The sequence below is a fragment of the Streptomyces sp. NPDC046805 genome (assembly GCF_040645355.1).
Classification (GTDB): Bacteria; Actinomycetota; Actinomycetes; order Streptomycetales; family Streptomycetaceae; genus Streptomyces.
On sequence record NZ_JBEYYC010000017.1, the window covers coordinates 143795 to 170091 of the forward strand.

24 protein-coding genes are annotated in these 26297 nt (G+C 70.5%); 10 read left to right on the plus strand and 14 right to left on the minus strand.

Translation table 11 applies throughout. The features are described from left to right. Positions 1-56: 56 nt before the first annotated feature. Entirely contained in the window at positions 57-959 is a 903-nt protein-coding gene (gene mqnP, locus ABZ910_RS20260; protein ID WP_361366644.1) for a menaquinone biosynthesis prenyltransferase MqnP, read from the minus strand. Beyond that, entirely contained in the window at positions 956-2413 is a 1458-nt protein-coding gene (locus ABZ910_RS20265) for a menaquinone biosynthesis decarboxylase (protein WP_361366647.1), read from the minus strand. Before ABZ910_RS20265 ends, mqnP begins: the two co-directional genes overlap by 4 nt. A gap of 166 nt (positions 2414-2579) precedes the next feature. Here ABZ910_RS20265 and ABZ910_RS20270 point away from each other — a divergent pair, with 166 nt between their 5' ends. Continuing rightward, positions 2580-2981, plus strand: a complete 402-nt coding sequence (locus ABZ910_RS20270) for a PLD nuclease N-terminal domain-containing protein (protein ID WP_361366650.1) — start codon at positions 2580-2582, stop codon at positions 2979-2981. Between the two features lie 231 nt (positions 2982-3212). Here ABZ910_RS20270 and ABZ910_RS20275 read toward each other — a convergent pair whose 3' ends face one another. Then, positions 3213-5804 carry an AAA family ATPase gene (locus ABZ910_RS20275; protein ID WP_361366722.1) on the minus strand — a complete coding sequence of 864 codons (2592 nt, stop codon included), beginning with the start codon at positions 5802-5804 and terminating at the stop codon, positions 3213-3215. A 336-nt stretch (positions 5805-6140) separates the two neighbouring features. Here ABZ910_RS20275 and ABZ910_RS20280 point away from each other — a divergent pair, with 336 nt between their 5' ends. After that, entirely contained in the window at positions 6141-7001 is an 861-nt protein-coding gene (locus ABZ910_RS20280; RefSeq protein ID WP_361366652.1) for a DUF5819 family protein, read from the plus strand. Between the two features lie 230 nt (positions 7002-7231). Next, positions 7232-8176, plus strand: a complete 945-nt coding sequence (locus ABZ910_RS20285; RefSeq protein ID WP_361366654.1) for an HTTM domain-containing protein — start codon at positions 7232-7234, stop codon at positions 8174-8176. 669 nt (positions 8177-8845) lie between these two features. Here the strand turns inward: ABZ910_RS20285 and ABZ910_RS20290 are convergent. Together ABZ910_RS20290 and ABZ910_RS20295 are read right to left on the minus strand one after the other, a co-directional pair. Next, the gene (locus ABZ910_RS20290; protein WP_361366657.1) at positions 8846-9259 is read right to left on the minus strand and encodes a hypothetical protein; all 414 of its coding nucleotides are present in this window, start codon (positions 9257-9259) and stop codon (positions 8846-8848) included. 315 nt (positions 9260-9574) lie between these two features. Continuing rightward, positions 9575-10342 carry a CDP-alcohol phosphatidyltransferase family protein gene (locus ABZ910_RS20295; protein ID WP_361366659.1) on the minus strand — a complete coding sequence of 256 codons (768 nt, stop codon included), beginning with the start codon at positions 10340-10342 and terminating at the stop codon, positions 9575-9577. Between the two features lie 111 nt (positions 10343-10453). Between ABZ910_RS20295 and ABZ910_RS20300 the strand changes: the two genes are divergently transcribed. After that, positions 10454-10903 carry a nucleoside deaminase gene (locus ABZ910_RS20300; protein ID WP_361366662.1) on the plus strand — a complete coding sequence of 150 codons (450 nt, stop codon included), beginning with the start codon at positions 10454-10456 and terminating at the stop codon, positions 10901-10903. 139 nt (positions 10904-11042) lie between these two features. Next, positions 11043-12434 carry a condensation domain-containing protein gene (locus tag ABZ910_RS20305; RefSeq protein ID WP_361366664.1) on the plus strand — a complete coding sequence of 464 codons (1392 nt, stop codon included), beginning with the start codon at positions 11043-11045 and terminating at the stop codon, positions 12432-12434. On the opposite strand, the gene ABZ910_RS20310 is transcribed toward ABZ910_RS20305, so the two are convergent. The 8 genes from ABZ910_RS20310 to hemL form a co-directional block, all read right to left on the minus strand. Continuing rightward, entirely contained in the window at positions 12435-12860 is a 426-nt protein-coding gene (locus ABZ910_RS20310) for a hypothetical protein (RefSeq protein ID WP_361366667.1), read from the minus strand. Positions 12861-12913: 53 nt separating this feature from the next. Beyond that, entirely contained in the window at positions 12914-13996 is a 1083-nt protein-coding gene (gene ccsB, locus ABZ910_RS20315; protein ID WP_361366670.1) for a c-type cytochrome biogenesis protein CcsB, read from the minus strand. Then, positions 13993-15723, minus strand: coding sequence for a cytochrome c biogenesis protein ResB (locus ABZ910_RS20320; protein WP_361366673.1), 1731 nt, complete (start codon positions 15721-15723; stop codon positions 13993-13995). Before ABZ910_RS20320 ends, ccsB begins: the two co-directional genes overlap by 4 nt. 4 nt (positions 15724-15727) lie before the next feature. Beyond that, positions 15728-16501 carry a cytochrome c biogenesis protein CcdA gene (locus ABZ910_RS20325; RefSeq protein WP_361366676.1) on the minus strand — a complete coding sequence of 258 codons (774 nt, stop codon included), beginning with the start codon at positions 16499-16501 and terminating at the stop codon, positions 15728-15730. A gap of 1 nt (position 16502) precedes the next feature. Next, positions 16503-17093, minus strand: a complete 591-nt coding sequence (locus ABZ910_RS20330) for a TlpA disulfide reductase family protein (protein ID WP_361366679.1) — start codon at positions 17091-17093, stop codon at positions 16503-16505. A 66-nt stretch (positions 17094-17159) separates the two neighbouring features. Further along, the gene (locus ABZ910_RS20335; protein WP_361366681.1) at positions 17160-18443 is read right to left on the minus strand and encodes a hypothetical protein; all 1284 of its coding nucleotides are present in this window, start codon (positions 18441-18443) and stop codon (positions 17160-17162) included. Positions 18444-18580: 137 nt separating this feature from the next. Beyond that, positions 18581-19228: a histidine phosphatase family protein gene (locus ABZ910_RS20340; RefSeq protein WP_361366725.1), complete on the minus strand. Its 648-nt coding sequence runs from the start codon at positions 19226-19228 to the stop codon at positions 18581-18583. Between the two features lie 32 nt (positions 19229-19260). After that, a complete protein-coding gene (hemL, locus tag ABZ910_RS20345; protein ID WP_361366684.1) occupies positions 19261-20604 on the minus strand; it encodes a glutamate-1-semialdehyde 2,1-aminomutase in 1344 nt (447 codons plus the stop codon). Between the two features lie 564 nt (positions 20605-21168). Here hemL and ABZ910_RS20350 point away from each other — a divergent pair. The 5 genes from ABZ910_RS20350 (at position 21169) to ABZ910_RS20370 (ending at position 25173) form a co-directional block, all read left to right on the plus strand. Next, on the plus strand, positions 21169-21606 hold the full coding sequence (locus ABZ910_RS20350; RefSeq protein ID WP_003974483.1) for a hypothetical protein: 438 nt from the start codon (positions 21169-21171) through the stop codon (positions 21604-21606). Between the two features lie 59 nt (positions 21607-21665). Beyond that, the gene (locus tag ABZ910_RS20355; RefSeq protein ID WP_361366687.1) at positions 21666-22031 is read left to right on the plus strand and encodes a hypothetical protein; all 366 of its coding nucleotides are present in this window, start codon (positions 21666-21668) and stop codon (positions 22029-22031) included. Positions 22032-22318: 287 nt separating this feature from the next. Then, the gene (locus ABZ910_RS20360) at positions 22319-22963 is read left to right on the plus strand and encodes a phosphatase PAP2 family protein (RefSeq protein WP_361366690.1); all 645 of its coding nucleotides are present in this window, start codon (positions 22319-22321) and stop codon (positions 22961-22963) included. A 63-nt stretch (positions 22964-23026) separates the two neighbouring features. After that, complete coding sequence (locus ABZ910_RS20365) at positions 23027-23707, plus strand: response regulator transcription factor (RefSeq protein WP_361366693.1); 681 nt, start codon at positions 23027-23029, stop codon at positions 23705-23707. Then, a complete protein-coding gene (locus tag ABZ910_RS20370; RefSeq protein WP_361366696.1) occupies positions 23704-25173 on the plus strand; it encodes a HAMP domain-containing sensor histidine kinase in 1470 nt (489 codons plus the stop codon). The genes ABZ910_RS20365 and ABZ910_RS20370 overlap by 4 nt, the downstream gene beginning before the upstream one ends. A gap of 22 nt (positions 25174-25195) precedes the next feature. On the opposite strand, the gene ABZ910_RS20375 is transcribed toward ABZ910_RS20370, so the two are convergent. Next, positions 25196-26140 carry a hypothetical protein gene (locus tag ABZ910_RS20375; RefSeq protein ID WP_361366699.1) on the minus strand — a complete coding sequence of 315 codons (945 nt, stop codon included), beginning with the start codon at positions 26138-26140 and terminating at the stop codon, positions 25196-25198. Between the last annotated feature and the right edge of the window lie 157 nt (positions 26141-26297).

The following is a 26297-nucleotide window of genomic DNA, read 5'->3' on the forward strand; positions in this document are numbered from 1 at the left end:
CGCGGTCACCCGGCCGAAGACCGGCCGGACGTCCGCGCCAGGGGCATCCGAACGGACTACACCGTGAGCCCGCGCAGCAGAAGGTCGATCAGCGCGCAGACGAAGAGGCTGATGCCGATGAAGCCGTTGGTCGTGAAGAACGCCCTGTTGAGGCGGGACAGGTCGTGCGGGCGGACGATCCGGTGCTCGTAGACGAAGGCACCGGCGACGATGGCCAGGCCCAGCCAGAAGAAGGCGCCCGCGCCGGTGGCCAGCGCGTACCAGACGAACAGGCCCGTCGTGATCATGTGGCAGACCCGGGCTCCCCAGATGGCCGCCGGGATGCCGAAGCGGGCCGGGACCGACAGCACGCCGTGCTCGCGGTCGGCCTCGACGTCCTGGCAGGCGTAGATCAGGTCGAAGCCGCCGATCCAGATGCCGACCGCGAGGCCCAGGATCAGCGCGTCCCAGGACCACTGGCCGCTGATCGCCAGCCAGCCGCCGATCGGGCCCATCGCCTGGGCGAGGCCGAGGATGGCCTGCGGGAAGTTCGTGAAACGTTTCCCGTACGGATAGACCACCATCGGGATCACCGCGACGGGGGCGAGGGCCAGGCACAGCGGGTTCAGCAGGGCCGCCGCGCCGAGGAAGATCGCGAGCGCGATCAGCGCGCCCGTCCAGGCGTGCCGGACCGACATGGCGCCGGTGACCAGCTCACGCTGGGCGGTGCGCGGGTTACGGGCGTCGATCTCGCGGTCGATGATCCGGTTGACGGCCATCGCGAAGGTGCGCAGGCCCACCATGCAGATGGTGACCAGGAGCAGCTTGGCCCAGTGGATGTGCTTGTCCCACTCGTACATCGCGGTCAGCGAGGCGATGTAGGCGAAGGGCAGCGCGAAGACGGAGTGCTCGATCATCACCAGGCGCAGGAACGCCTTGGTGCGTCCCGGCTGCGCAATCGCTGCGGAGGCGCTGCTCACAGTCCGTACTCCTTCCAGCGGCGGTCGACCATCGTCGCCGTGTCGGGGTCGGACAGGACCATGTCCGGCCAGCCCCCGTCCCTCGTGTAGCCCTCCTCGGGCCACTTCTTCGTCGCGTCGATACCCGCCTTGCCGCCCCAGAACTGCTGGTAGGAGGCGTGGTCGAGGTGGTCTACGGGACCTTCGGCGACCGTGAGGTCCCGGGCGTAGTCCGTGTTGCCCAGGGCCCGCCAGGCGACCTCGTGCAGATCGTGGACGTCGCAGTCGGAGTCGACGACCACGATCAGCTTGGTCAGGGACATCATGTGCGCACCCCAGATCGCGTGCATCACTTTCTGGGCGTGTTTGGGGTACTTCTTGTCGATCGAGACGATCGCGCAGTTGTGGAAGCCGCCGGCCTCGGGCAGGTGGTAGTCCACGATGTCCGGGACGATGACCTTGAGCAGCGGCAGGAAGAACCGCTCGGTCGCGCGGCCCAGCGGTCCGTCCTCGGTCGGCGGGCGCCCCACGACGATCGACTGGAGCAGCGGCCGCCTGCGCATCGTCACGCAGTCGATCTTCAGCGCCGGGAACGGCTCCTGCGGCGTGTAGAAGCCGGTGTGGTCGCCGAACGGCCCCTCCGGCAGCATCTCGCCGGGCTCCAGCCAGCCCTCCAGGACGACCTCGGCGTTCGCCGGCACCTGCAGGGGCACCGTCTTGCAGTCGACCATCTCGATCCGCTTGCCCGCGATGAACCCGGCGAAGAGGTACTCGTCGATGTCACCGGGCAGCGGGGCGGTGGAGGCGTACGTCACCGCGGGCGGGCAGCCGAAGGCGATGGCGACCGGGAGCCGCTCGCCGCGGCGCGCGGCCACCTGGTAGTGGTTCCGGCTGTCCTTGTGGATCTGCCAGTGCATGCCGATGGTGCGCTTGTCGTGGCGCTGGAGGCGGTAGAGCCCGAGGTTGCGGACACCCGACTCGGGGTCCTTGGTGTGGGTGAGCCCCAGGTTGAAGAAGGAGCCGCCGTCCTGCGGCCAGGTGAACAGGGCCGGGAGCCGCTCCAGGTCCACCTCGTCGCCGTGCAGGACGACCTCCTGCACCGGGGCGTTGTCGGACTTGACCTTCTTCGGCGGCACGTGCGCCATCGCGCCGAGCTTGCCGAACGCCTCGCGCATGCCCATGAAGCCGTGCGGCAGCTCGGGCTTCAGCAGCCCGCCGATCTTCTCGCTGATCTCGCCGTACGACTTCAGGCCCAGGGCCTTGAGCAGGCGCCGGTCAGTGCCGAACACGTTCATCGCGAGGGGCATCGAGGAGCCCTTCACGTTCTCGAAGAGCAGCGCCGGTCCGCCGGCCTTCTGCACCCGGTCGACGATCTCCCCGACCTCAAGGTACGGATCGACCTGAACCTTGATGCGCTTGAGGTCTCCGTCGCGTTCCAAAGCCCTCAGCAGGGAGCGAAGATCGTCATAAGCCATGCGCCCCAGTATCGCCGACGAATCCCCGTGTCCACGCGAGCGCCCCCGCCCGGCCGGAGGTTCGGGGGGTCGTCCCCCCGGGATGCGCGGCCGCCACCCGCTACCCTGACCCGGTCATCGGGCCCTGGCCCGGTCTGTCACTGTCTCGTGGGGGGATCGCGTCACCATGATCAGGTATGTGCCCTACCTGCTCGTCCTGGCCCTGTGGATCTACGCCTTCATCGACTGCCTGAACACCCCCGAGGAGCAGGTGCGCGGGCTGCCGAAGGTGGTCTGGGTGATCATCATCCTGCTCTTCGGCGAGGTGCTGGTCGGCCCCATAGCGTGGCTCGTCGCGGGCAAGGCGCGCCACGCCCCGGCCGGGCGTACAGGCTCCACGCCCTCCGAGTGGCATCGCAACCACCGCACGGACTACGTCGCCCCCGACGACAACCCGGAGTTCCTCCGGTCCCTGAAGGAAGAGAACAAGAAGGACGAGGCCCTGCTCAAGGACTGGGAGGCCGACCTCCGCCGCCGCGAGGAGGAGCTGCGCCGCCGGGAGCGGGGCGAGGGGCAGCAGGCCGACTGACGCCGGCCGCGACTGCGTTCCCCGCGGGCGCTAGGGTCTTTCGTTTGGATCAGGCCGGATCAGGGAGCGGGGTCTGGTGCGTGCAACTGCAAGGCGGAGGAGGGCGTCGACGCGATGGGGGTCCCCCCTGCTCGAGCGCAGCCGAGAGCTTGGGGGAGTCGGCAACCGACGACAACGCCCCAGATGTGCGTGCCAGACCCCGCGAGCCCGGCCTGATCCAAACGAGAAGCCCTAACGGCGCTCGGGGCGGCTGAATTTACGGGCGGCCGCGAGGCGGGTGTGGACGCCGAGTTTCGCCAGCACCGCGCCGACGTGATGCCCGGCGGTCTTCGGGGTGATGTACAGCCGGGCGGCGATCTCGGCATCCGACAGGCCCTCGCCCAGCAGCTTGAACACATCCAGTTCCCGGTTGGTCAGCCCGTACGGATTGGCCCGCGTGGCCGCCCGCGGACCGCACGAGACCGGGCGCACCCCGCGGTTACGCATCACGGCGCGCGTGCGCTTCACGGCGGGCCGGGCGCCGAGCGCCTCGAACGCCGCCAGGGCCGCGCGCAGCGCGGACGCATCCCCGGCCAGGCGGGCCACGGCGGCGTCGTACGGACTGCCGAGCTCGCTCCACCGCGTGGCGGCGCCGGCCCAGTCGCCGGCCAGCTCCAGCGCGTGGGGTCCGGCCGCCGGAGCCCGTGGGGGTGTGCCCCCGACGCGGCGGATCCAGCAGGCCAGGGCGCCGGACAGCCAGGGATGGACCCGGTCGGCCAGGGCCACCAGGCCGTGCCGCGCCTCTGCCAGCGCCCGCTCGTCGTCACCGGCCAGCCAGGCCGCCTCGGCCCGGGCCTCCCACCCGATGCCGGTGTCCAGCAGGCAGTTCCTGTCGACCAGGTTCGCCGCCTGGTCCAGCAGGGGCCACACCTGGGGCTCGCCCCGGCGGGCCCGTACGAGGCCCAGGACGCTCAGGGCGACGGCCCGGGCGGCCGCCGGCGAGCCGGGATGGGCCAGGACCTCCTGCGCGGCATCGGTCGCCCGGCTCCACGAGCTCTGGTTCAGCAGCCCCCAGCTGCTCCAGGCCCGTGTGCACACCACGTAGGACACCAGGTCGCGATCGAGCAGATAGGCTTCGGCCCGCCGTACGGCGGCAGTGGTCCGGGCGCTGTCCCGCTCCAGCGCGGCGAACCAGCACATGAGCATCGCCAGGAAACCGGCGTCCACCGGGAGGTCCTGCGCCATCGCGCTGGACAGCTCCTGCTCGCACGCGTCCCAGCCGCCCCCTTCGCCGAGCAGCCGTGCCGCCGCGGCGTGGAAGCGCGCCTGGACGACCACCGACGCGTCCTCGAACCGCTCCCCCAGGGCGATCGCCTTCTCGGCATGGGCGACGGCGACGGCCGCCGCCTCGTGCTCGTAGACGGCCAGCTGACAGAGGTTCAGATAGGCCCCGGCCAGCTCCCGGCTCGGCCCCAGCCCTTCGAGCACCCGTACCGCGTCCAGGCCGATCCGTCGGGCCTCGGCGGTCCGCCCGACGGGCCAGAGGACGTACGACAGCCAGCGCAGATCGTCCCCCTCGCGCAGCCGGTTCCCCTGCGCACGGCGCAGCTCCACGGCGGTACGGCGAGAGGCGATCCCCTCGTCCAGCCGGCTGGCCAGGAGCCAGGCCTGGGAGTGGCCCTCCAGCAGGGCGGCCTGCCGGACGGGCGGCAGGCGGTCGGCGTACCGCAGGGCCCGGGCGTACTGGGCGGCGGCCTCCCGGTGCGAGCCCAGCGCGGCGGCATGGGCGGCCGCCCTCGGCGCGTACTCCAGTACGGCGGCCGGATCGCGGGCCGCCTCGGCGTGATCGGCCAGGAGCGCCAGATCATCGGCACCGACATGTCCCGCGTCCATCGTCGCCAGCACCTGCCGGTGCACGCGCAGGCGGCAGTGGACGGGGACGGATTCCAGTACCGCCCGCCGGGCCAGCTCGTGGCGGAACTCGATCACCTGCCCGTCGGTGCGCAGGATCCCGCAGGCGACGGCCTCCTCGACCGCCCCGTTCACCTCCGGCAGCAGGTCGGCCAGCAGGGACAGCGAGGCCCGGTGCCCCAGGACGGCCAGCACGTCGGTGACCCTGCGCGCGGCGTCCGACAGACCGACCAGCCGCCCGGCGACGGCCTCGCGCACCGTGGCCGGGATGGTCTCGCCGGGGGTGGCCAGGGTCTCGGTCACGACGAACGGGTTACCGGCAGTGACCCGATACAACTCCCCGGCGTCGACGGCGTGTCCGGCGGCCAGCCGGGCCACGCCCTGGCGGCTCAGGGGGGCCAGCGTGTGGCGGTGCACCCACGGGTAGCCGGCCAGGGTGCCGAGAAGAGCGGTCAGGGGGTGGGTGCGGCCGATCTCGTCGTCGCGGTAGGTGGCCACCACCAGCGCCGGAACGGACGACAGACGCCGCCCCAGGTAGAGCAGCAGGTCCATGGTGGCCTCGTCGGCCCAGTGGACGTCCTCGATGACCAGCAGGCTGGGATGACCGCTCAGATCGGCCAGCAGACAGTCGAAGACCTCAGCGGGACGGCAGTCACCGGCCAGCGCCCCGGTGAGGGCGGCACGCACCGCACCGCCGAGGCTGGAAGCCAGGTCCATCAGCGGACCCAGGGGCCGCGGCGTGGCCAGCGGGTCACACGCACCGACCAGAACCCGGACATGGGGGTCGGCCAGCCGGGCCAGTCGGTGAACGACGGTGGTCTTGCCGATACCGGCCTCGCCACGCACAAGGGCCACTCGTCCAGGCCCGCTCACGGCCGCCTGCAGGTGACCCGCGAGGTCCTGGAGGACGGAGTCTCGCTCCAGCAGGTCCATCACCACCCAGTATCCCTCCGGGCCGCGGCGCGATAGATCAAAACCCGGTCAAGACAGGCAGGACGAGGGGTGCGGTGTCGCCGCATGGGTGGGGTGCACGGAGGTGGGATGTGGGGTGTGCCCCGGCTCAACGTGGGGTGTTCACCCGATGCGCCCCCGGCCACGGCAGGAGCAGGCTGGCCTGGTCGAAGAGTCCCAGGGTTCCAAGGCGACGGCCTCGGACGGCGGAGTTCTGAACACCCCTTGCGATCCCAGTTCTCCACGGTAACCACCTTGCGCATCCCGTCATGAATGCGTGGCTTACGCGGCCCTGGACCGGAATCTCATGAGGCTGCGATGAAGAAGAAACGGCGAAGCATCAGTGCAACGGCCGCGTATCTCCTGGCGGCTTGCGGGTTCACCATGACAAGTACCCGCTCCGGTACCGCATCCAAGAATTCCGGCCCGACATCTGCACGGGCGGTTCGGGGGGCAGGCGGCGAGCTGCTGCCGCACAGGCCCACACCGACCGAACCCACTCCCGGCGACCCGAGCCCCGGCACACGTTTTCCGTCGAGACGCGTGAACGATCCCGGCGGATTGTTCCGTCTGTCACCAGTATCACTGGCCATCCTGGTGTTGACAATTCTGGGCGTCGCGACCGCAGCCGTCGCGCAATTGGTGGTGGTCTTCCTCAGCATCGCTCCCCTGAACCCGGTGTCCCAACCGCATGTCGCAGCCGTCCGCAAGCACCTCTCCCCCGAGTTCGAACAGAATTGGCGGCTCTTCGCCCCCAACCCGGTTTCGTCGAACCTTCGGGTACAGGCACGCGCGAAGGTCCTGATGCCGGACGGATCTCTCACCACGACAGGCTGGATGAACTTGACCGCGATGGACGAGAAACGGATCCTGCACAATCCTTTCCCGAGCCATACGAACCAGAACGAAATACGCATCGCCTGGAACAGCTTTGTCAATTCGCGTGATGAACAGGACCGCCCCATCGGCCTGTTCGGAAATCTGACGCAGGAGTACGTACGACGCATCGCCGTACAGCGACTTGCACCGAGCCTCGACGGCGGCAGGCCGCTACGCGTCCAACTGCGTTCGGCCGATACGCCGGTGAGTCCGCCCCCGTGGAGCAAGCAGCGCATCGACTCCGGGACCGTCTATCAGGTCGAGCCCTGGGGGACCGTCGACGCCAAGGACTTCCCATGAGCACCTGCCCTGATGTGCGAGAACCTGCGCCGCGCCCTCTCGCGGGGCTACGGCAATCCTTCGGCGCCGCGATGAGGCGAGGCTTCGGACGCATCACCAGCACTGCCATCGCGCCGTACCAGTGCGCCGTCCTTCGGATCGGCTTCTCTCTCGCTTGGCTTGCGTATCTGCTCCGCGAGTGGGTGCATCGTAATGAGCTCTACGGGCCGGACGGTCCGTGGAGTTGGACGATGGCCCGTGAACTGATCTCCACGAACCATGCCTTCACGGCACTCATGTGGAGCAACAGCCAACTGTGGTTCGAGGTCGTCTACGTCGCGGGGATGGCCTCTGCGGCGCTGCTGGCCCTTGGATGGCGGACCCGCACCACTTCGCTGCTCTTCATGCTGGGCGTGCTGTCGTTGCAGAACCGCAGTCCGCTGATGGGGGACGGCGGGGACAATATCGTCCATGTCATGGCGGTCTGCCTGGTGTTCACGCGCTGCGGTCAGGTCTGGTCGTTGGACGCGCGGCGCACCGCGGCCGACCGCGAGGACGGGGGCGGCCGTCCGGACGTGATCGGGATCGGCATGTGGGCGTTCTTCACCGTCGCTCTTGCCTTCGTCACAGCGCTGGGCAAGTTGAGCACGGGCTGGGCGTTGCTGCTGTGGGGGTTTCTCTTCGCGCAGGCGGCGTGGTGGCTGGTGCGGCGCTGTGCGCCCGGGGAGCCCCGCGCCGTCATGGAGATGATGGGCAACGTGCTGCACGCCGGCGCGTTGCTGGTCATCGCGGTCGAGGTGTGCCTCGTCTACTCGACGGCCGGCTGGTACAAGATCCAGGGCGCCCTCTGGCAGGAGGGCACGGCGCTCTACTATCCCTTCCACCTGGCCTTCTTCACCCCGTGGCCCGCGTTGTCCCATGCCATCGCCTCCAGCAGCCTGCTCGTCCTGCTGCTGACCTACGGCACCGTGATGGCCGAAGTCGCCTTCCCCCTCGTGCTTTTCAACAAGTGGACGAGGGTTGCCGTGGTAGCGCTGATGATGACCATGCACGCGGGCATCGGGATCCTGCTCGGCCTGCCGCTCTTCGCACTGGCCATGATGTCGGCGGACGCGCTCTTCCTTCCGACGGCCTTTCTGCGACGGGTGGGTCATCGGGTATCGCGCGGCGTGACGGCCCTGGTCGGGCCGGATTAGTACCGCCGACCGGCAGTTGCGAAGCAGGTGTTCCGCATCCCGTCGACGCTCGGAAGCACAACCGGGCGCCGGGATGCGGCCGTTCTCTGCCTCGCCCAATTCGCGAAAACACGACTCCGCGCCGGGAGTTGGCGCGGAGTCCCACGCGTGGGTGGGGTGCGCCGAGGTGGCATGTGGGGTGTACCCAGGTGGAACTTGGGGCGTTCACCCGATGCGCACCCGACCGCGAAAGGCGCACGCTGGCCTCGTCGAGGAGTTCCAGGGCCACGGGCCTCCCGGCTCGTGGCTCGCAGCACAAGGGTACTGATCATGAAGCGCATGGCTCGTCGCGCCCTCGATGTGCCCCGCACACCAAGGACACTGCCCTCTCCGACCAGTTCGGGTCACCGAGGTCGGACCGTGAACATCACGATTCACGACTTCCTCCAGGGGCCGGCCGACGACGGCTACCCCTTCACCACGAACGAGAGCGATCCCGAGTTCTGCCTCCAGCACGGCTGGCACGTCGGAGAGCGTCACTGCCCCGCCTGCTACCGGCGTTTCCTGAGCCACGTCCGTGACGCGACGGGTCCGCTTCCCGCCACCCGCAGGGCGTCACCCGCTCATGAGGAACAGCCCTGGCGGACCCATGAATTGCCAGGCCCGACGCGACAGCCAATTCCCCCTATCTCACTGGAGGAGAATCCCCATGATTAACACCTCGAAGACGCGGCGACTTGTGGCGCTTGCCGCCGCGACGGCGCTGGCCTCGGGAGGTGCGGTGCTGTTCACCGACGCATCCGCCTCCCCGGCAGCGGCGCCCGCCGGCACCGTGGCGTCGGTTGCGGCCGCGCCCAATGCCTGGTGCCACTCGCACGGCCACAGCGGCTGGCACTGCCACGGCCACGGACACGGCCATGGCGGCAGCAGCGGCTCCAGCAGTTCGAGCAGCAGTAGCAGCAGCTCCAGCAGTTCGAGCAGCAGCTCCAGCAGCAGCTCAAGCAGCGGCAGCAGCAGCGGCGGCTCCGGCAGCGGCAGCGGCGGCTCGAGCAGCAGCTCCAGCGGCAGCTCCAGCAGCAGCGGCGGCAGCAACGGCGGCAGCAACGGCGGGAGCAGCAGCAGCTCCAGCGGCAGCTCCAGCGGCAGCTCCAGCAGCAGCGGTGGCGGCGACGGCGGCTCCAGCAGCAGCTCAAGCGGCAGCGCCAGCAGCAGTGGCGGCGGCGACGGCGGCGGGAGCAGCAGCTCCAGCAGCTCGAGCAGCAGCTCCAGCAGTGGCGGCTAGCACCTGACTACCGCAGACAGCCCCAAGTGAGTGCGCGGTCTGACAGGGTGGCGAAGCCCATGGCCGAGCCACCCCGTCGGACCGCGGTGTGTCCGCCCCTGTGCGGGGACCACGAGTCCGCCCCGCTCGGCGCCCCGTCAGCGCAACCGCGAAGACGACAGAATCGACAGCAGGTGCGCCGGGACCATCACCCACGTGATGACGGCGAGCGCGCCGAGCGCCCAGCGGGTCGGCTCGATGCCGCCCGTCAGCGCGTCCGCGACCGCAGCGGCCAGCAGCACGAGCGACGCCTCGATGCCGTTCGTCACGCGGTGGATCTTGAAGGCCGCCGCCAGCCGTCGTACCGTCGCCACGCCCTGGGAGCGCGGCCGGGTCGCCTCGTCGTCGACGACGGTCAGGCCGCGTCGGGCACGGGCCACGTCCACCAGGTCGGTCGAGGCCTTCAGCAGGACGACGCCCAGCGCGGTGGCGATGCCCACCGACAGCCAGCCGCCGAAGCCGTTCTCCGCCGCGCGGAAGCCGGCACCCGCCAGCAGCGCCGCGTCCGCGAGATACGCGCCGAGCCGGTCGACGTATATGCCCGTCGCGCTGTTCTGCCCCTTCCAGCGGGCGACCTCGCCGTCCACGCAGTCGAAGAGGAGGAACAACTGCATCAGGACGACCGCCAGTACGGCGCCGGTCGGGCCCGGGATCGCCAGCGCGGCGCCGGAGGCGACCCCGCACACGACCATCGTCCAGGTCAGCTGGTCCGGGGTGACCGGGGTGCGCACCAACTGGCGGGTGAACCGCAGCGATACGCTCCGCATGTACAGCCGCCCGGCCCAGTGCTCTCCGTTGCGGCTCGCCAGCTTGACGTGCGGCTGGCAGACCTCCCGCAACTCCTCCAGAACCGGCGCAGCAACCATCGACATTCCTCCAGTACGCGGGGCCGACTGCCGCTCGTGCGGCTGCGGTCGGGCCAGGGTACAGAGGGGTTTCCCCACGCTTTACCGAGGCCGCCGGGGGATAGTGGGCGCATGGATCAGCAACAGGCCCGCGCCTGGCTCGCCACCGCCGTCGCCGAGGCCCGTGCCGGGCTCGCCGAGGGCGGCATCCCGATCGGCGCCGCCCTCTACGGCCCGGACGGCACCCTGCTCGGCCGCGGCCGCAACCGCCGCGTCCAGGACGGCGATCCCTCGCTGCACGCGGAGACGGCCGCCTTCCGGGCGGCGGGACGGCGGCGGACGTACCGCGGCACGACCATGGTCACCACGCTGTCGCCGTGCTGGTACTGCAGCGGTCTGGTGCGGCAGTTCGGCATCTCGCGCGTCGTGATCGGGGAGGCGGTCACCTTCCACGGCGGACACGACTGGCTGGCCGAGCACGGTGTGGAGGTCGTGCTGCTTGACGACCCCGAGTGCGTCGAGCTGATGCGCGGCTTCGTCGAGGACGATCCGGCCCTGTGGAACGAGGACATCGGCGTGTGACCACCCTCCGCCGATCGCATCGCTTCCCCGTTCGGGCCGACATCCGTTTCGTTGAAAAGTCCCGACACCGCATGTCCCTTTCGCGGTTGCGGCCTTCCCTTGATCGAGGGCCTGCCCCAACTGCGAACGGAGACGCCCCGTGCGAGTGACCGACATCCAGCGCTGCGAGGTCCGGCCCGGACGGCTTGTCGAGTTCGGACTCAGTCCGGCGACCGTCACGGCGGCGGACGCGGCTCCGGAGGACTCCCGGCCGCCGGCCTACATCCAGGAGTCGCACATCAGGACCGCCAGATCGGTGCGCGCGGAGGGGCTGTTCGTGCCGACCTGGCTGGGGACGGCGTTCGACATCCCGGGCCCGGTCGACCTCGACGTCCTGCACGAGGCGCTGCGCCGCTGGACGGTGCGGCACGAGACGCTGCGCAGCGGCTTCCGCTGGGTCGGCGACGAGATGCGCCGGTTCACGCTCGCCGCCGACGCGGTGTCCCTGCACCGCGAGGTCACCGGCGACTTCACGGACGCGGCCGCACTGGTCCGGCACCTCCAGAGCCGCTTCGACGTCGCCGCGGACGCGCTCTGCTGGCCGAACTTCCTCTACGCGGCCGTCGTCCGGGACGACTCCACGAGCGTCTACGCGGCCTTCGACCACACCAACGTCGACGCGTACTCGCTGCAGCGCCTCGCCGCCGACATCCACGAGCTGTACGCGGCGGTCAGCGCGGGCCGCATCCTGGACCAGCCGCCGGCCGGCAGTTACGTCGACTTCTGCGAGATCGAGCGGGCGGACGCGGACCGGATCGACGCCGACCACGAACTCGTCTCCCGCTGGCGCGAGTTCATCGCCCGCTGCGACGGACGTCTGCCGAACTTCCCGTGCGACCTGGGCCTGGACCCGGACGGCCCGCTCCCCGCCCAGAGGCTCATGCGCGAGCCGCTGGTGGACGCGGACGCCGCCGCCGCGTTCGAGTCGTACTGCCGTCCCTACGGCGGGAGTCTGGTCGGCGTCCTCGCCGCCACGAGCCTCGTCGCCCACGAGATCGGCGGGCAGTCGGTGTACCGCACGGTCGTGCCGTTCCACACCCGGGTCAGGTCCCGCTGGTCCGACTCCGTGGGCTGGTACGTCGGCGGCGCGCCGATCGAGGTCCCCGTGGCCCCGGACTTCCCGGCCGCGCTGACGCGCGTGCGCGCCGCGCTCCAGGCCACCCGGTCGCTGGCCCGCATTCCCCTCGCCCGGGTCCTGCGCCTGCTCGGCTCGGACTTCCGGCCCACGTCGCCCGACCTGTACTCGATCGTCTCGTACGTCGACGCCCGCGTCGTCCCCGGTGCCGAACACTGGGCGACGCTGAAGGCGTACGCCCTGGTCCGGGTGTCGTACGGGGACCAGGTCTGCGCCTGGTTCCACCGGCTGCACGAGGGGCTGTGGTTCGCGAGCCGCTACCCGGACACCGATGTCGCGTACAAGAACATGCGGCTGTACGTCGAGCGGCTGCGGGACATCATCACCGGTGTGGCCGCGCGTCGGACGGGCGGCTGATCACCGCGGGTGCCCGGCGCTGTCCCGGGCGGACTCCAGAATCTCGATCAGTCGTTCGAATCGAGCGCGCCAGCGCGGTTCCGACTCCTCGTCGTCCTGGAACTCGGTGGTGAAGCGCAGCACGCTCCGGTCCTCGCCCTCGCGCTCCAGGTGGAACCGGATCCGGCCGCCGTCCTCCAGCGTGTACTCGACGACCCGGTCCACGTCCCATGCGGTGATCCGCCCGCGGCCCAGGTCACGCAGGGCGACATGGCCGCCGAGCCGGGGCTCGAACGGGTCGGCGGCGGTGAGCCACCCCGCGAGCCCCGCCGGGGTCGCCAGCGCCGGCCAGACGTCGCCCATCGACCGCGGGAGCCGTACCAGGAACTGGAGTATGTGGGAGCTCCCGCGGGTCCGGCTGGTGCCCTGTTCGATGGAACCGGTCATGAGTCCAGCCTGACCCTCCCCGGAGGGTTTTGCACGTGCGTGAAAGCCGCTGGTCAGACGCCCGCGTAGGAGTGCTTGCCGGTCACGAAGATGTTCACGCCGTAGTAGTTGAACAGCCAGCAGCCGAACGCGATCATCGCGAGGTACGCGGCCTTGCGGCCCTTCCAGCCGGCCGTGGCACGGGCGTGCAGGTAGCAGGCGTAGGCGATCCACGTGATGAAGGACCAGGTCTCCTTGGGGTCCCAGTTCCAGTAGCGGCCCCACGCGTCGCCCGCCCAGATCGCGCCCGCGATGATCGTGAACGTCCACAGCGGGAAGACGGCCGCGTTGACGCGGTAGGCGAACTTGTCGAGCGACGCGGAGGCGGGCAGCCGCTCCAGGACGGAGGTGGCGAAGGTGCCGGGCTTGCCGCCGGACTGGAGCTTGCTCTCGTACGCGTCCTTGAACAGGTACAGGATCGTGGCGACCGCGCCGACGTAGAAGACCGCGCCGCAGAAGATCGCGGTGGAGACGTGGATGTACAGCCAGTACGAGTGCAGGGCGGGAACCAACTGGTCACTGGCGGTGTACAGGACGGTGACGGCGAGGCCGAGGTCGAGGAGGACCGTGGTGATGAGGAACAGGCCCATCCAGCGGACGTTCTTCTTCAGCGCCAGCAGCCCGAGGTACACCGCGACGGCGACCGTGGAGAACGTGATGTTGAACTCGTACATGTTGCCCCACGGAGCCCGCTGCACGGAGGCCGCGCGGGCGACGACGCCGCCCAGCTCCACGAGGAAGGCGAGCACGGTGAGGGAGATGGCGATACGGCCGTAGAGGTCGCCCTGCGCGTCACCGCCGTGGGCGCCGGGACCGTCGGGTACGTCCCGGGCGCCGGCCGCGGACCGGACGACGACCTGGGGCCGCTCCAGGACCGCGGTGCTCCCGGCCTTCTTCACCGTGACGGCGGGCGCCTGCGTCTTCTCGGGCGCGTCCGCGGTGAGCGCGGCGGCCGTGCGGCCGACCTTGCTGCGGCTGCCGAGGAGCCACTCCGCGATGTACGCGAAGAAGGCCAGGGTGTAGACGGCCATCGACGAGTAGATCAGCGTGTTGCTGATGCTCGCGAGGTGTTCATTGGTTGCGGCGGCGAGAGTCACTGCTTCTCAGCCCCTTCGGCAGGTACGACTTGGGGATCGGGGGAGGGGTCGTCGTCGGGGTGCGGGGCGGGGGCCCCGGGCGCCTGGTCGTAGAGGATTCCGGCGAGCTCGCCCAGTTCCTCGGGCACCTTGGCGGACTCGCTGCGGCCGAGGCCGGCCATCTCGACGACGGTGACGCCGTCGTCGCCTCGCGCCGCCCGCACCCACACGCGGCGGCGCTGGATGAACAGGGACGCGGCAAGACCGAAGATCGCGGCAAGAGCACCGCCGAGCGCCCAGCCGCTGCCGGGCTCCTGGACGACCTCGAAGCCGGCCCACTCCTTGACGCCCTTCTCGAAGGTCAGGGAGCCGGCGCCGCCCGGCAGGCGCATGGTCTGCCCGGGCTTGAGCAGCTGCTTGAACAGGTTGCCCTGCGCGTCCTTGAACGCCTTCATGTGGGTCTTGTCGAGCTGGTACACGCTCTGCGGCAGGCCCGAGTCGACACCCAGGTCACCGTGGTAGGCGTTCACCGCGAGAAGGGGGTTGAGCAGTGCCGGGAACCGGGACAGCATCGGGCCGCCCCGGCCGCCGTAGGTCGGCAGGAAGAAGGACTGGAAGCCGAGCTGTTCGCTCGCGCCCCGGGGGTTCCTGTAGCCGTCCATGACCTTGACCACGCCGGACGAGGTGACGTTGCCGTCGAGCGGCAGCAGCGGCACGGCGTCGCGGTAGACGACATGGCCCTTGCCGTCGCGGACGGTGACGACCGGGGCGTAACCGTGGCTGACGAGGTAGACCTTGGCGTCGCCGATGTGCAGCGGCTCGTTGACCCGCACGGTGACCGGCTTCCGCTTGCCGTACGCGCCCTGGCTGTAGGCGAGCTTCGCCTGGTAGGTGCGCGGGGTACCGCGGTTGGGGCCGGACCGCTCGTAGGTGCCCTTGAAGTCCTTGAGGTCGAAGCTGAACGGCACCAGGTCGTCGTTGGTGAACATGCTGCCGGACTTGAAGTCGTCGTACTGCAGGATCGAGTTGGAGAACCCGTCGCCCTCGACGACCAGCTTGGTGCCGTCCGACTTGTAGAGCTGGCCCCAGGCGAAGGCGACCAGCAGCACGATCAGCGCGATGTGGAAGACCAGATTGCCCAGTTCACGGACGTAGCCCTTCTCGGCGGCGACGGCGTCACCGGCGGGATGGGCGCGGAAGCGGCGCTTCTTCAGCAGGGCGAGCGCGGCCTCGCGGACCTGCTCCGGCTCGGCCTCGGTACGCCACGTCGTGTACGCGGGCAGCCGGGTCAGCCGCTTGGGCGCGCCCGGCGGCCGGCTGCGCAGCTGGCCGACGAACTGCCAGGTGCGCGGCACGATGCAGCCGATGAGGGAGATGAACAGCAGGATGTAGATCGCGGAGAACCACACCGAGCTGTAGACGTGGAAGAGCCCGAGCTTGTCGTAGACCGGCGCGAGCGTCGTGTGGGCCTTGCGGAAGTCCGCGACCTTGGTGGCGTCGATGCCGGTCTGCGGGATCAGCGAGCCGGGGACGGCGCCGAGCGACAGCAGCAGGAGCAGGATCAGCGCGACCCGCATCGAGGTGAGCTGCCGCCAGAACCAGCGGGCCCAGCCGATGACGCCGAGGGCGGGAAGGTTCGGGGCGTCCTCCTGCGGTGCGGTGGACATTTGGGAGCCGGCGGCGCCCAGGTCCTGGTCGTCGACCGGAGCCCGGGAGGTGTCGGACCCCGTGTTGGAGGTGGTGCTCATCGATTCAGATCCCCACAGTGAAGCCGTCGGACCAGGTCTGCATCTCCTGCACGAGACGGTCCCAGGCCCCGGTCAGCAGCAGCACACCGGTCACGATCATCATCGTGCCGCCGATGCGCATCACCCAGACATAGTGGCGCTTGACCCAGCCGAAGGCGCCGAGCGCCTTGCGGAAGGCGACCGCGGCCAGGACGAACGGGACGCCGAGGCCGATGCAGTACGCCACCGTCAGCAGGGCCCCGCGACCGGCGCTGGCCTGGTTCATGGCCAGCCCCTGCACCGAGGCCAGGGTCGGGCCGATGCAGGGCGTCCAGCCGATGCCGAACAGCGCGCCGAGCAGGGGCGCCCCGACCAGACCGGTCGCCGGCCGCTTGTGGAAGCGGAACTCGCGCTGGGTGAGCCAGGGCATCAGCCCCATGAAGAACACGCCCATGAGGATCATGAGCGCGCCGAGCGTCTTGGTGAGGGCGCCCTGGTGGTCCCGCAGGGTCGAGCCGAAGAAGCCGAACAGCGCGCCGCCGGAGACGAACACGACGGTGAAGCCGAGCACGAACAGGGCGGCGCCCGCCGCCATCCGCCCGCGCCGGGCCTCGGCCAGATCGGTGCCGGCGACTCCGGTGACGTAGGAGAGGTAGCCGGGGACGAGGGGCAGCACGCACGGGGAGAAGAAGGAGACGAGGCCGCCGAGCACGGCGACCGGCAGGGCGATGAGCAGGGCACCGCTGAGGACGGTCTGGTTCTGGCCCGTCGCCTCGGCGAGCGTCGAAAGCGCGGTCACGTCACTTCTCCGCGAGGACCGGCTTGAGCATCTTGACCAGGTCCTCCTCGCTGAGCGCCTGCAGCGCCCGCGCGGCGACCCGGCCGTGCCGGTCGAGGACGAGCGTGGAGGGGATCAACTGCGGGTTCAGCGTGCCCTTCTTGAAGCGGAGCATCAGCCGGCCCGTCGGGTCGTAGAGGCTGGGGTAGGTGATCCCGCGCTGCTTCTCGAAGGCGACCGCCGGGGTGGTGCTGGTGTCCCGGGTGTTGATGCCGACGAACTGAACGCCCTTGCCCTGGTACTCCTTGGAGACCTTGGCGAAGTACTGGGCCTCCGCGCGGCACGGACCGCACCAGGAGCCCCACACGTTGAGGACGACGACCTTGCCCTTGTAGGCGGCGACGTCGAGGGTCTTGCCGTCGATGGTCTTGCCGGACAGGTCGGGGGCCGCGGCCCGCTCGCCCTGGGAGGCGGTGTCGATGCCGTTCTTGCCGGTGACGAAGTTGGTGTTGCCGCCACCGCCGGAGGTGCCGCCGGAGCCGCACGCGGACACGGCCAGAGCCACGACGGCGGCCATGGCGCTGAACAGAGCGGCGCGGCTACGGGTACTCATGTGAAAAGTTTCGCATCCTCGTTCCGGGGATCTTGGGCACCCCCCTTGCGGGTGGAAACCCGCATATCAGGCGGCGTTTGCGGAGGTCGCCGAAGCGTCCGACCAGAACGCCTTCCAGCCCCCCGCGGGCCGCTGCCCGACGTCCAGCGTACGCAGCCTGGCGAGCACCTCGGGCCGCTGCACGTCGAGCCAGTCGGTGAACTGCCGGAAGGAGACCAGCCGCACGTCCGCGCCCTTCTCCTTCTCGCGCGCGATGTGCTTGAAGGCCTCCTCCACGGCGTCCATGTAGATGCCGCCGTTCCACTGCTCGAAGTGGTTGCCGATGAAGAAGGGTGCGCGATTTGTCTGATATGCCCGCTCGAATCCCGATATGTAGGCCTGGGCCGACTGCCGCCGCCAGCCCGGGTAGTTGTAGGCCGGCGCCTTGGTCGAGTTGACCGACTGGTTGGCGAGCATGTTGTAGTCCATGGACAGGACCTCGAAGGAGCGCCCGGGGAAAGGGACCTGCTGCAACGGCAGGTTCCACACGCCCTGGCTCTTGCCCGGCCAGACCTGACGGCCGCCGGGCGAGGAGGCGTCGTAGCGCCAGCCGAGCTCGCGGGCGGTGGGCAGCAGGCTGCCCTGGCCGAGCAGACAGGGCGTACGGCCGCCGACGAGCTCCTTGTCGTAGTCGAACGGCAGCGACGGCAGATGGGTCCAGCCCGTGTTGGTGCGCCACTCCTTCACGAAGGACTTGGCCTGGTCGATCTCGCTCCGCCACTGCCGCGGGGTCCAGTTGCCGACCGAGCCCGGGCCGGAGCAGAAGTGCCCGTTGAAGTGGGTGCCGATCTCGTGGCCTTCGAGCCAGGCCCGGCGGACGTTCCCCAGCGTGGCCTTGACATGCTCGTCGGTGAGGTAGCCGATGGCGGAGGAACCGCGCGGGTTGTTCGGCGGGTCGTAGAGCCGCTTCTTCGACTCGGGCAGCAGATACAGCCCGGAGAGGAAGAAGGTCATGCTCGCGCCGTGCTCCTTGGCGAGGTCGAGGAAGCGCGGGAAGAGCCCGTTGCCGACCTCGCCCGCCCCGTCCCAGGAGAAGACCACGAACTGCGGCGGGGCCTGACCGGACTCCAGCGGCTCGGGACGCGCGGGCTGGTGGGGCTGCCTGCCGGTGAAGGACGTGGACCCGTCGCCGATGGGCCGGGCGGACGGCGCGCCGCCGGCGCCCGAACCCGGGGCGTGACCGCCGCCCGCGGGCCTGCCGGCGGCGTGGGCCGCGGCCGATGCCTTGAGCGTGCCGCAGCCCGCGAGGCCGGCGGCGGCCGCGGTGCCGGCGCCGAGCCCGAGTATTCCCCGCCGGGAGAAGGTGCGCATGAGATCCCCGATTCGTCACGTCCGCTGGTGGTCACCCACTCAGAGGGCGTGACGAACAGGGTGGTTCCGCCTGCTCGTTCGGATTGCGCAACGAACGCAACGAACGCGGAACAGGCGTCTCAGGCGCTTCGGCCGGCTCAGGCGCCGAACGCCTTGCCCTTCCCCTTCACCGGCTTGGCACCGGCGAGGAGATGGGCCGGGACGAGATCACGGGCGGGCTCGGTGTACCCGACGGACACGATCCTGTCCCCCCGGTACGTGAACGTCGTCAGCGAGGCGAGCGTGCACTGCCGCTTGCGCGGGTCGTGCCACAGCCGCCGCCGCTCGACGTACGACCGCACGATCCAGATCGGCAGCTGATGGCTCACCAGGACGGCCTCGTGCCCGCGCGCCCTGTCCCTGGCCGCGTCCAGCGCGCCCTTCATCCGTACGACCTGGTCGACGTACGGCTCGCCCCAGGACGGCTTGAACGGGTTGACGAGGTGCTTCCAGTTGTCGGGCTTGCGCAGCGCGCCGTCGCCGACGCCGAAGGTCTTGCCCTGGAAGACGTTGTCGGCCTCGATGAGCCGCTCGTCGGTGTCGAGGCCCAGCCCGTGCGCCTTGGCGATCGGGGTCGCGGTCTCCTGCGCCCGCTCCAGCGGGGAGGCCACGACGTACGTCACATCGCGGGGGGCCAGGTGCTCGGCGACCCGGTCGGCCATCCGCCGCCCGAGCTCCGACAGGTGGTAGCCGGGCAGCCGCCCGTACAGGATCCCGTCGGGGTTGGCGACCTCGCCGTGCCGCATGAGGTGGACGACGGTGATGTCGTTGTCGTTGCTCACGCGGTCGCCTCCGCCGCAGCCCGGGCCGCCGCCGGCAGGGCGTCGGCGATCTTCTGGATGGCCCGCTCGTCGTGGGCCGTGGACACGAACCAGGACTCGAAGGACGACGGCGGCAGGTAGACGCCGTTCGCCAGCAGCGAGTGGAAGAAGGCGGTGAAGCGGAAGGACTCCTGCGCCTTGGCGTCCTCGTAGTTCCGCACCGGCCGGTCGGTGAAGAAGACGGAGAACATGTTGGAGGCGCTCTGCAGCCGGTGCGCGACGCCCTCCTTGGTGAGCGCGTCGGTGACGAGGCCCTGGATCTGCTCGGACACGGCGTCGACGGTGTCGTAGGCGGCATCGTCGAGCAGCCGCAGCTGGGCGAGGCCCGCGGCGGTGGCGACCGGGTTCCCGGAGAGGGTGCCGGCCTGGTAGACGGGCCCGGCCGGGGCGAGGTGGGCCATCACGTCGGCGCGCCCGCCGAAGGCGGCGGCCGGGAAGCCGCCACCCATGACCTTGCCGAAGGTCATCAGGTCGGGCCTGACCCCGTCGATCCCGTACCAGCCGCTCCTGCTGGTGCGGAACCCGGTCATGACCTCGTCGGAGATGTACAGCGCGCCGTTCTCGGCGCACACGTCCTTGAGCCCCTGGTTGAACCCGGGCGCGGGCGGCACGACGCCCATGTTGCCGGGCGAGGCCTCGGTGATGACGCACGCGATCTCGCCGGGGTGCCGGCGGAAGGCCTCGCGCACGGCCTCCAGGTCGTTGTACGGCAGGACGATCGTGTCGCCGGCCTGGGCGCCCGTGACGCCCGGGGTGTCGGGCAGCGCGAAGGTGGCGAGGCCGGACCCGGCGGCGGCGAGGAGGGCGTCGACGTGCCCGTGGTAGCAGCCGGCGAACTTGATCACCTTGGCCCGCCCGGTGAACCCGCGGGCCAGCCGGATGGCGCTCATGGTGGCCTCGGTCCCGCTGGAGACGAGCCGCACCTGCTCGACCGGCTCGACCCGGGCGACGATCTCCTCGGCGAGGGCGACCTCACCCTCACCGGGCGTGCCGAAGGACGTACCGCGCGCGACGGTCTCCTGGACGGCGGCGATCACCTCGGGGTGCGCGTGTCCGAGAATCATCGGACCCCACGAGCACACGAGGTCGACGTACTCCCGTCCGTCGGCGTCCGTCAGGTACGGACCGGTGCCGGACACCATGAACCGGGGCGTGCCGCCCACGGCGCGGAAGGCGCGCACCGGCGAGTTCACGCCGCCCGGCGTGACGACGGCCGCACGGTCGAACAGGGCCTGCGACACAGGGGCTTCGTAGGGGTAGGGCGCTCCCGAGGGCGTTCCCGAAGTGGGCGTTTCGCTCATGACCTGCGACTTCTCCGACCTTCTTCGACCTTCTCCGACGTGCACGGGGTTTCACGGAGTTTCCCGGACTCCGGTTGCCGAGTGACCTCCTCAGGGTAGGCCGACGCCGCCACCGGTCGGTCAAGCACGTGGGCGATCCGCCGCCATCTGCGAGACTGTCGGCTGATACAGAGCTGATCCAGACAGACACACAGCACAAACGGCACATGGTGTTCGGGGCTGCGAGGATCCTGCGGGGCGGTGCTTCCCACGCACGTTTCGGCGGGCGGTCGTGGGGGAGGTCACTGACACGATGATCGGGTTGCGCGGCGGGGACTACGCGTCCTAGAAAAGCAGTCGGGTGGAGATATGCATCGCGGTGGCGGACTGGGCGGGGGGACCGACGATCTGGGTCCTGGGCGTGCCCGGCGGGGAAAGCACCGGCGCGACGCGGACGACACGACCGAAGCACGTCAGACACAGGGTGTACCGAGCGAGTCCGAGCTCATCGACCGGCAGGTCGACCAGGAGGCCGACGGCCTCCGGGCGAGGCTCCGGGCGGCGGGGAGCGGGAATGGTGGTCGGGTGGGGGTGACGTACAAATACTTCGGCGCGCCCGACGGCGCGACCGCGGCCCGCGTCCCGATCTCGATGCGCCCCGAGGAACTCGGCGGCGACGAACTCGGCATGAACGGCATGTTCACCAAGATCAAGCCGGAGACGATGGCCGCGATGGTGCTGACCGGCATCGAGGGCGTGCCCCTGCACAAGGTGCCGCCCCTGGAGCTGGTGGTCCTGCACCCCGACTACGCCGTCGTCAAGCTTCCGATGACGGTGGTGGACCCGCTGCGCGGAATCGGCGAGGAGGCGGTGGGCGCGGCAGCGTTCATCTGGTCGACGGTCCCGGACCGGGGCGGCCCCCGGGACGCGTTCAACGTCTACCAACTGCTGCACGAGTGGCAGGACTTCAGCCACCGGCTGCACGAGGCGGGGCATCAGCCGTACTGCCTTGTGTGGCCGTGAGGCCGACGCGGCCGAGCCGGGCCCGTGGATGACCGGCTCCCCGAGGAGAGAGGTACGTCGTGCACGCTGTCGTCGTCTGGTGGGACCTGTCGGCTTCCGGCCAGACCATCGCCTCCATGCGCGAGTACCTGCGCGAGGAGTCCGTCTCCGCCTTCTCCGAAGTGCCGGGCCTCCGCTTCAAGATGTGGATCTCCGACCCCGGGAGCGACAGGTGGGGCGCCGTCCTGCTGTGGGAGTCGAAGGAGGCGTCCGAACAGCCCTTGCCCAGCAGGGCACTTGAGCTGATCGGCTACCCGGCGACCGTGGCGCACGAGTTCGACGTGGAGGCCACCGTGGAGGGGCGCTACGACAACGAGCAGCTCGCGTGGCTCGGCCTGGCCTTCGACGAGGCCGCGGACGACGCCTCGGAGGCGTCCGCCCGGTAACACCCTTCGGAGGCTCGGGACGGCGCGGGACGGCGCGCCGCCGCCGGCCTGCCGCCACACCGCCGGCGCGCAGGCTCCGTAGCGCCGGGGACGCACGTACGTCGCCCGATGCCGCCGTATCGCCATGCCGCGATATCGCGATGCCGCCATGTCGTCTTGAAACCGTTCACCCTTCACCGTCGTCTACAGTGAATAGATGGTCTACATGGCTGTAGTCGGTCGATGACGCCCCGCTTACCCATGATTCCCCACGCTCCGGTTCGTCCCCTCAGGAAGGAGGCGTGTGCATGATCCTCGCCTTCGACGGTTCATCGATCGACGGCTCCGCCTACTCCGACGTGGTCGGGCTGGCCCGGTCCGCTCCCGTATGGCTGGACGACGCCGTGTCGGCGTGGTCGACGTACGGGCTCGGGGTGTTCGCCGTCCTGATGGTGCTCGGCTGGTGGCGGGCGCGGCGCGCGGGAGCCGCGCACGCGGTGACGGCGCTGGCCGTGCCGGTGGTCGTGGTCGTGGCCTACGTGGTGGATGCCGGTCTCAAGCTGCTGCTGCGCGAGGACCGGCCGTGTCAGAGTCTGCACGTCAGCACGCTGGAGGCGTGTCCGGCGCCCGGTGACTGGTCGTTCCCGAGCAATCACGCGACGATAGCCGCGGCGTCCGCGGTCGCGCTGCTGTTCGTCTCGCGTCGGCTGGGCGCGGTGGCCGTCGTGGCCGCCGCCGCGATGGCCGGCTCCCGGGTCTGGGTCGGGGCCCACTATCCGCACGACGTGGTGGCCGGGCTCGTCGTGGGCTCGCTGGTCGCCCTGCTGTCGATGCGCGTGCTGCGAGGGTGGTCGCAGGCGCTGGCCCGGCGGCTCACCGTCACACGCCTTCGTCCGCTGCTGGCCGCACCGTCCGAAGGCGCCACCGCCGTCACGGCCGGCACCGCCGGATAGCCGTTCGCCCGGGACCGTTCCGCGTCGGCAGCTCCACCACGCCCGCGAGCACCATGGAGGATCATGCGCCCCAAGATCCTGGTCGTCGAGGACGACCACGCCCTGCGTGACGTCCTGCGCCGCGGCCTCTACGACGAGGACTTCGACCCCGTCCCCGCCGCCGACGGCGCCACCGCCCTGCGGCTGGCCACCGACGACGTGGCCGCGGCCGTCCTGGACGTCGGGCTGCCCGACGCGGACGGGCGCGACGTGTGCCAGGCGCTGCGCGCCAACGGGTTCCGCTCGCCGGTGATCTTCCTGACCGCCCGCCACAAGCTCACCGACCGGCTGTCCGGGTTCTCCGCCGGTGGCGACGACTACCTGCCCAAACCGTTCCACCTCGCCGAACTCGCCGCCCGGCTGCGCGCGGCCCTGAAGCGGGCCCTCCCACCGCCCACGGCACCGGTCACGGCCACGGCAACACCGGGTGGCCTGGTCCTGGACGCGATCCGGCACACCGCCACGGTGCACGGCGCCCCCGTCGCCCTGACCCCGACCGAGTTCCGCCTGCTGGCCACGCTGATCGCGGCGAGCGGCGGTCTCGTGCGCCGCCGCGAGCTGGTCAGGGCCGGCTGGCCGGAGGGCGCGCAGGTCAGCGAGAACACCTTGGACCAGTACCTGACGCGACTGCGCCGCAAGCTGCGCGAGGCGGGCAGCGACGCGACGATCGGCACCGCACGGGGGATCGGCCACCGGCTGTCATGAACCGACTCTTCGGGATCGGGCTCGTCCGCAGCCGGCTCTTCCGGCGGACGCCACCCACGCCGCCCGCGCCGCCCCCTGCCGCGGGGTTCCTGTCCCGGCTGGCGCCCCGCACCCTGCGCGGCCGGCTGTCCCTCGTGGCGCTGACCACCGCCGCGCTGCTGATGACCGTCCTGACGCTGGTGTTCAACGCGGTGGTGAACCGGCATCTCCAGGTGCAGGCCGACGACGAGTTGCACACCCGGGCGTCCGCCGTCGCCACGACGGTCGACACCAGCGGCTCACACGTGCGGGTGCTGGAGACCGTCAACGACCGGCTCCTCGATGCCAACGTGTGGATCTACGCCGGGACGCGGCTGCTGGAGAAGCCCCCGTCGACCACGGCCGACAATCCCCTGACCCTGGCCGCCGACCGGCTGGCCACGCGGGGAGGAGGGGCATGCGCGACCGTCCACGCCGCGGGGCCCCGGCCCATACGGCTGTGCTCGCGGCCCCTGCCCGAGCGCGGCCGGCATGCCGCAGCCACCGTCGTCACCGCCCTGGACCTCGCGCCGTACCGGAGTTCGGCCGACACCCTGCTGCTGGGCTCGCTGATCCTGGACGGCGTCATGCTCGTCTGCACCTACGTGCTGACGCGGCTGGCCGTCGGCCGGGCGCTGCGCCCCGTGCGGACGATGACCGACCAGGCGGCCCAGTGGAGTGCCGTGGCCTCCGACGAGCGCTTCGGCGCCGAGGAGCATCCCGCCGAACTCGCCGACCTGGGCGCCTCGTTGGACGCGCTGCTGGATCGCATACGTGCCGTGCTGCGCCATGAGCAGCAGCTCACCGGTGAGCTGTCCCACGAACTGCGCACCCCGCTCACCCGGATCGTCATGGAACTCGACTGGTGGCGGGGCCGCCCCCGCTCCGCCGACGAGACCCGCGCCTCCCACGAGGTGATCGCGGACGCGGCCCAGTCCATGCGCACCATCTGCGACACGCTGCTGAACGACGCCCGCGAAAGCGTGCGGAACCCGTCGACGGCCCCGGGTACGGCGGACGTCGTCGCCGTCCTGCGCCGTCTTGTCCAGCAGCTCGACGCGCCGGACGACGTGAAGGTGGCGGTGGAGGCGGCGGCGGGCGTGCCGGAGGCGGGCGTCACGCCGGCGCTGCTCGAACGCATCGTCAGCCCGCTGGTCACCAACGCCGTCCGCTACGCCCGCTCCACGGTGACCGTGACCGTGTCCACGCTGTCCGCGCCCGGCGCCGTGGGCATCGACGTCACCGACGACGGTCCCGGCGTACCGGAGGCGTTCGTCGGGGAGCTGTTCCAGCCCGGCCGGCGCGCCGACCGCGGCGACGGACACGACGGCGCGGGCCTGGGGCTGCCGCTCGCGCGACGCCTGGCCCGCGCCGTCGGCGGCCATGTGTCCTACGACTCCGGGCACGTACTCGGGGCCCGGTTCACGGTCACCCTGCCTGCCGGATGACCGCCTGCTCCTGCTTCTGCTTCTACGCCTGCTCCTGCTCCTGCTTGCGCTCGCGGGCGTGGGCGTAGGCCATCAGTCCGAACAGGACGGCCAGGAGTACGGCGGACGAGCCCGCGGTGCCGAGGTCCAGGCCGCCCTTGGCGACCGGCTTGGTGAGGAAGTCGCCGGCCGTCGCGCCGAGCGGGCGGGTGAGGACGAACGCGATCCAGAACAGCAGCACGTTCGGCACCACCGGGACCTTCATCAGCGCGACGAGCACGGCGAGGGCACTGGTGACGAGCAGGGCGCCGCCCAGGTAGCCGAGGCCGGAGCTGTCGGACAGGAAGTCGCCCATGGACGTGCCGAGGGTGTTGGAGACGAGGATCGCCGCCCAGAACAGGGCCTCACCGCGGAAGGTGACGATGTCGCGGATCTGGAAGGTCATCCCGGACAGCTTCCAGACGGCGAAGATGATCAGCAGGATCGAGATCAGGATCGCCGCACCGGTCGGGTAGCCGAGGCCCAGGCCCTGGGGTCCCCAGCCGAGCGACTTGGCGCCGTCCGTCAGGAACTTGGCGCTGGCGTCGCGGTTCATGAAGTCGGACATCGTGGTGCCGGCCATGCTGGTCGACAGGATCACGGTCCAGTAGAAGAACGGGTTGTACCTGCTCGAGCGCAGCTGGACCACCAGCGTCACCACGAAGACCAGGAACAGGGCGATCGTGGTGAGGAAGTAGCCGATCTTCAGCGTCTGCGCGAACAGGTCACCGGCCGTCTCACCCAGCGTCGTCGCGGCGATCTTCATGATCCAGAAGGCGAGGGTGACCTCCGGCAGCTTCTTCATCGCCGACGTGGCCTTCGTCATCGACGCCGACGGTGTCGTCCTCTTCGCCGACGGTGTCGTCCTCTTCATCGGATCGGTCCCGCCCGCAGCCGGCTGGTGCCGGTACGCGACGTCCGGGTCGGTGAGCACTTCAGGGTTCTCCACTGTCGGACACTCCTGTTGTGTGTGGGGGGTACGACGACAGGGCGCCCGTGCCCCGGTGGGACAGGCGCCCTGCGACAACGGCCGACCGCAGGCGATGGCCGTGGTGCCCGACCTTGTCAGTCACATCCTGAACGCATCCTGAACAGCTCGCGCGCCG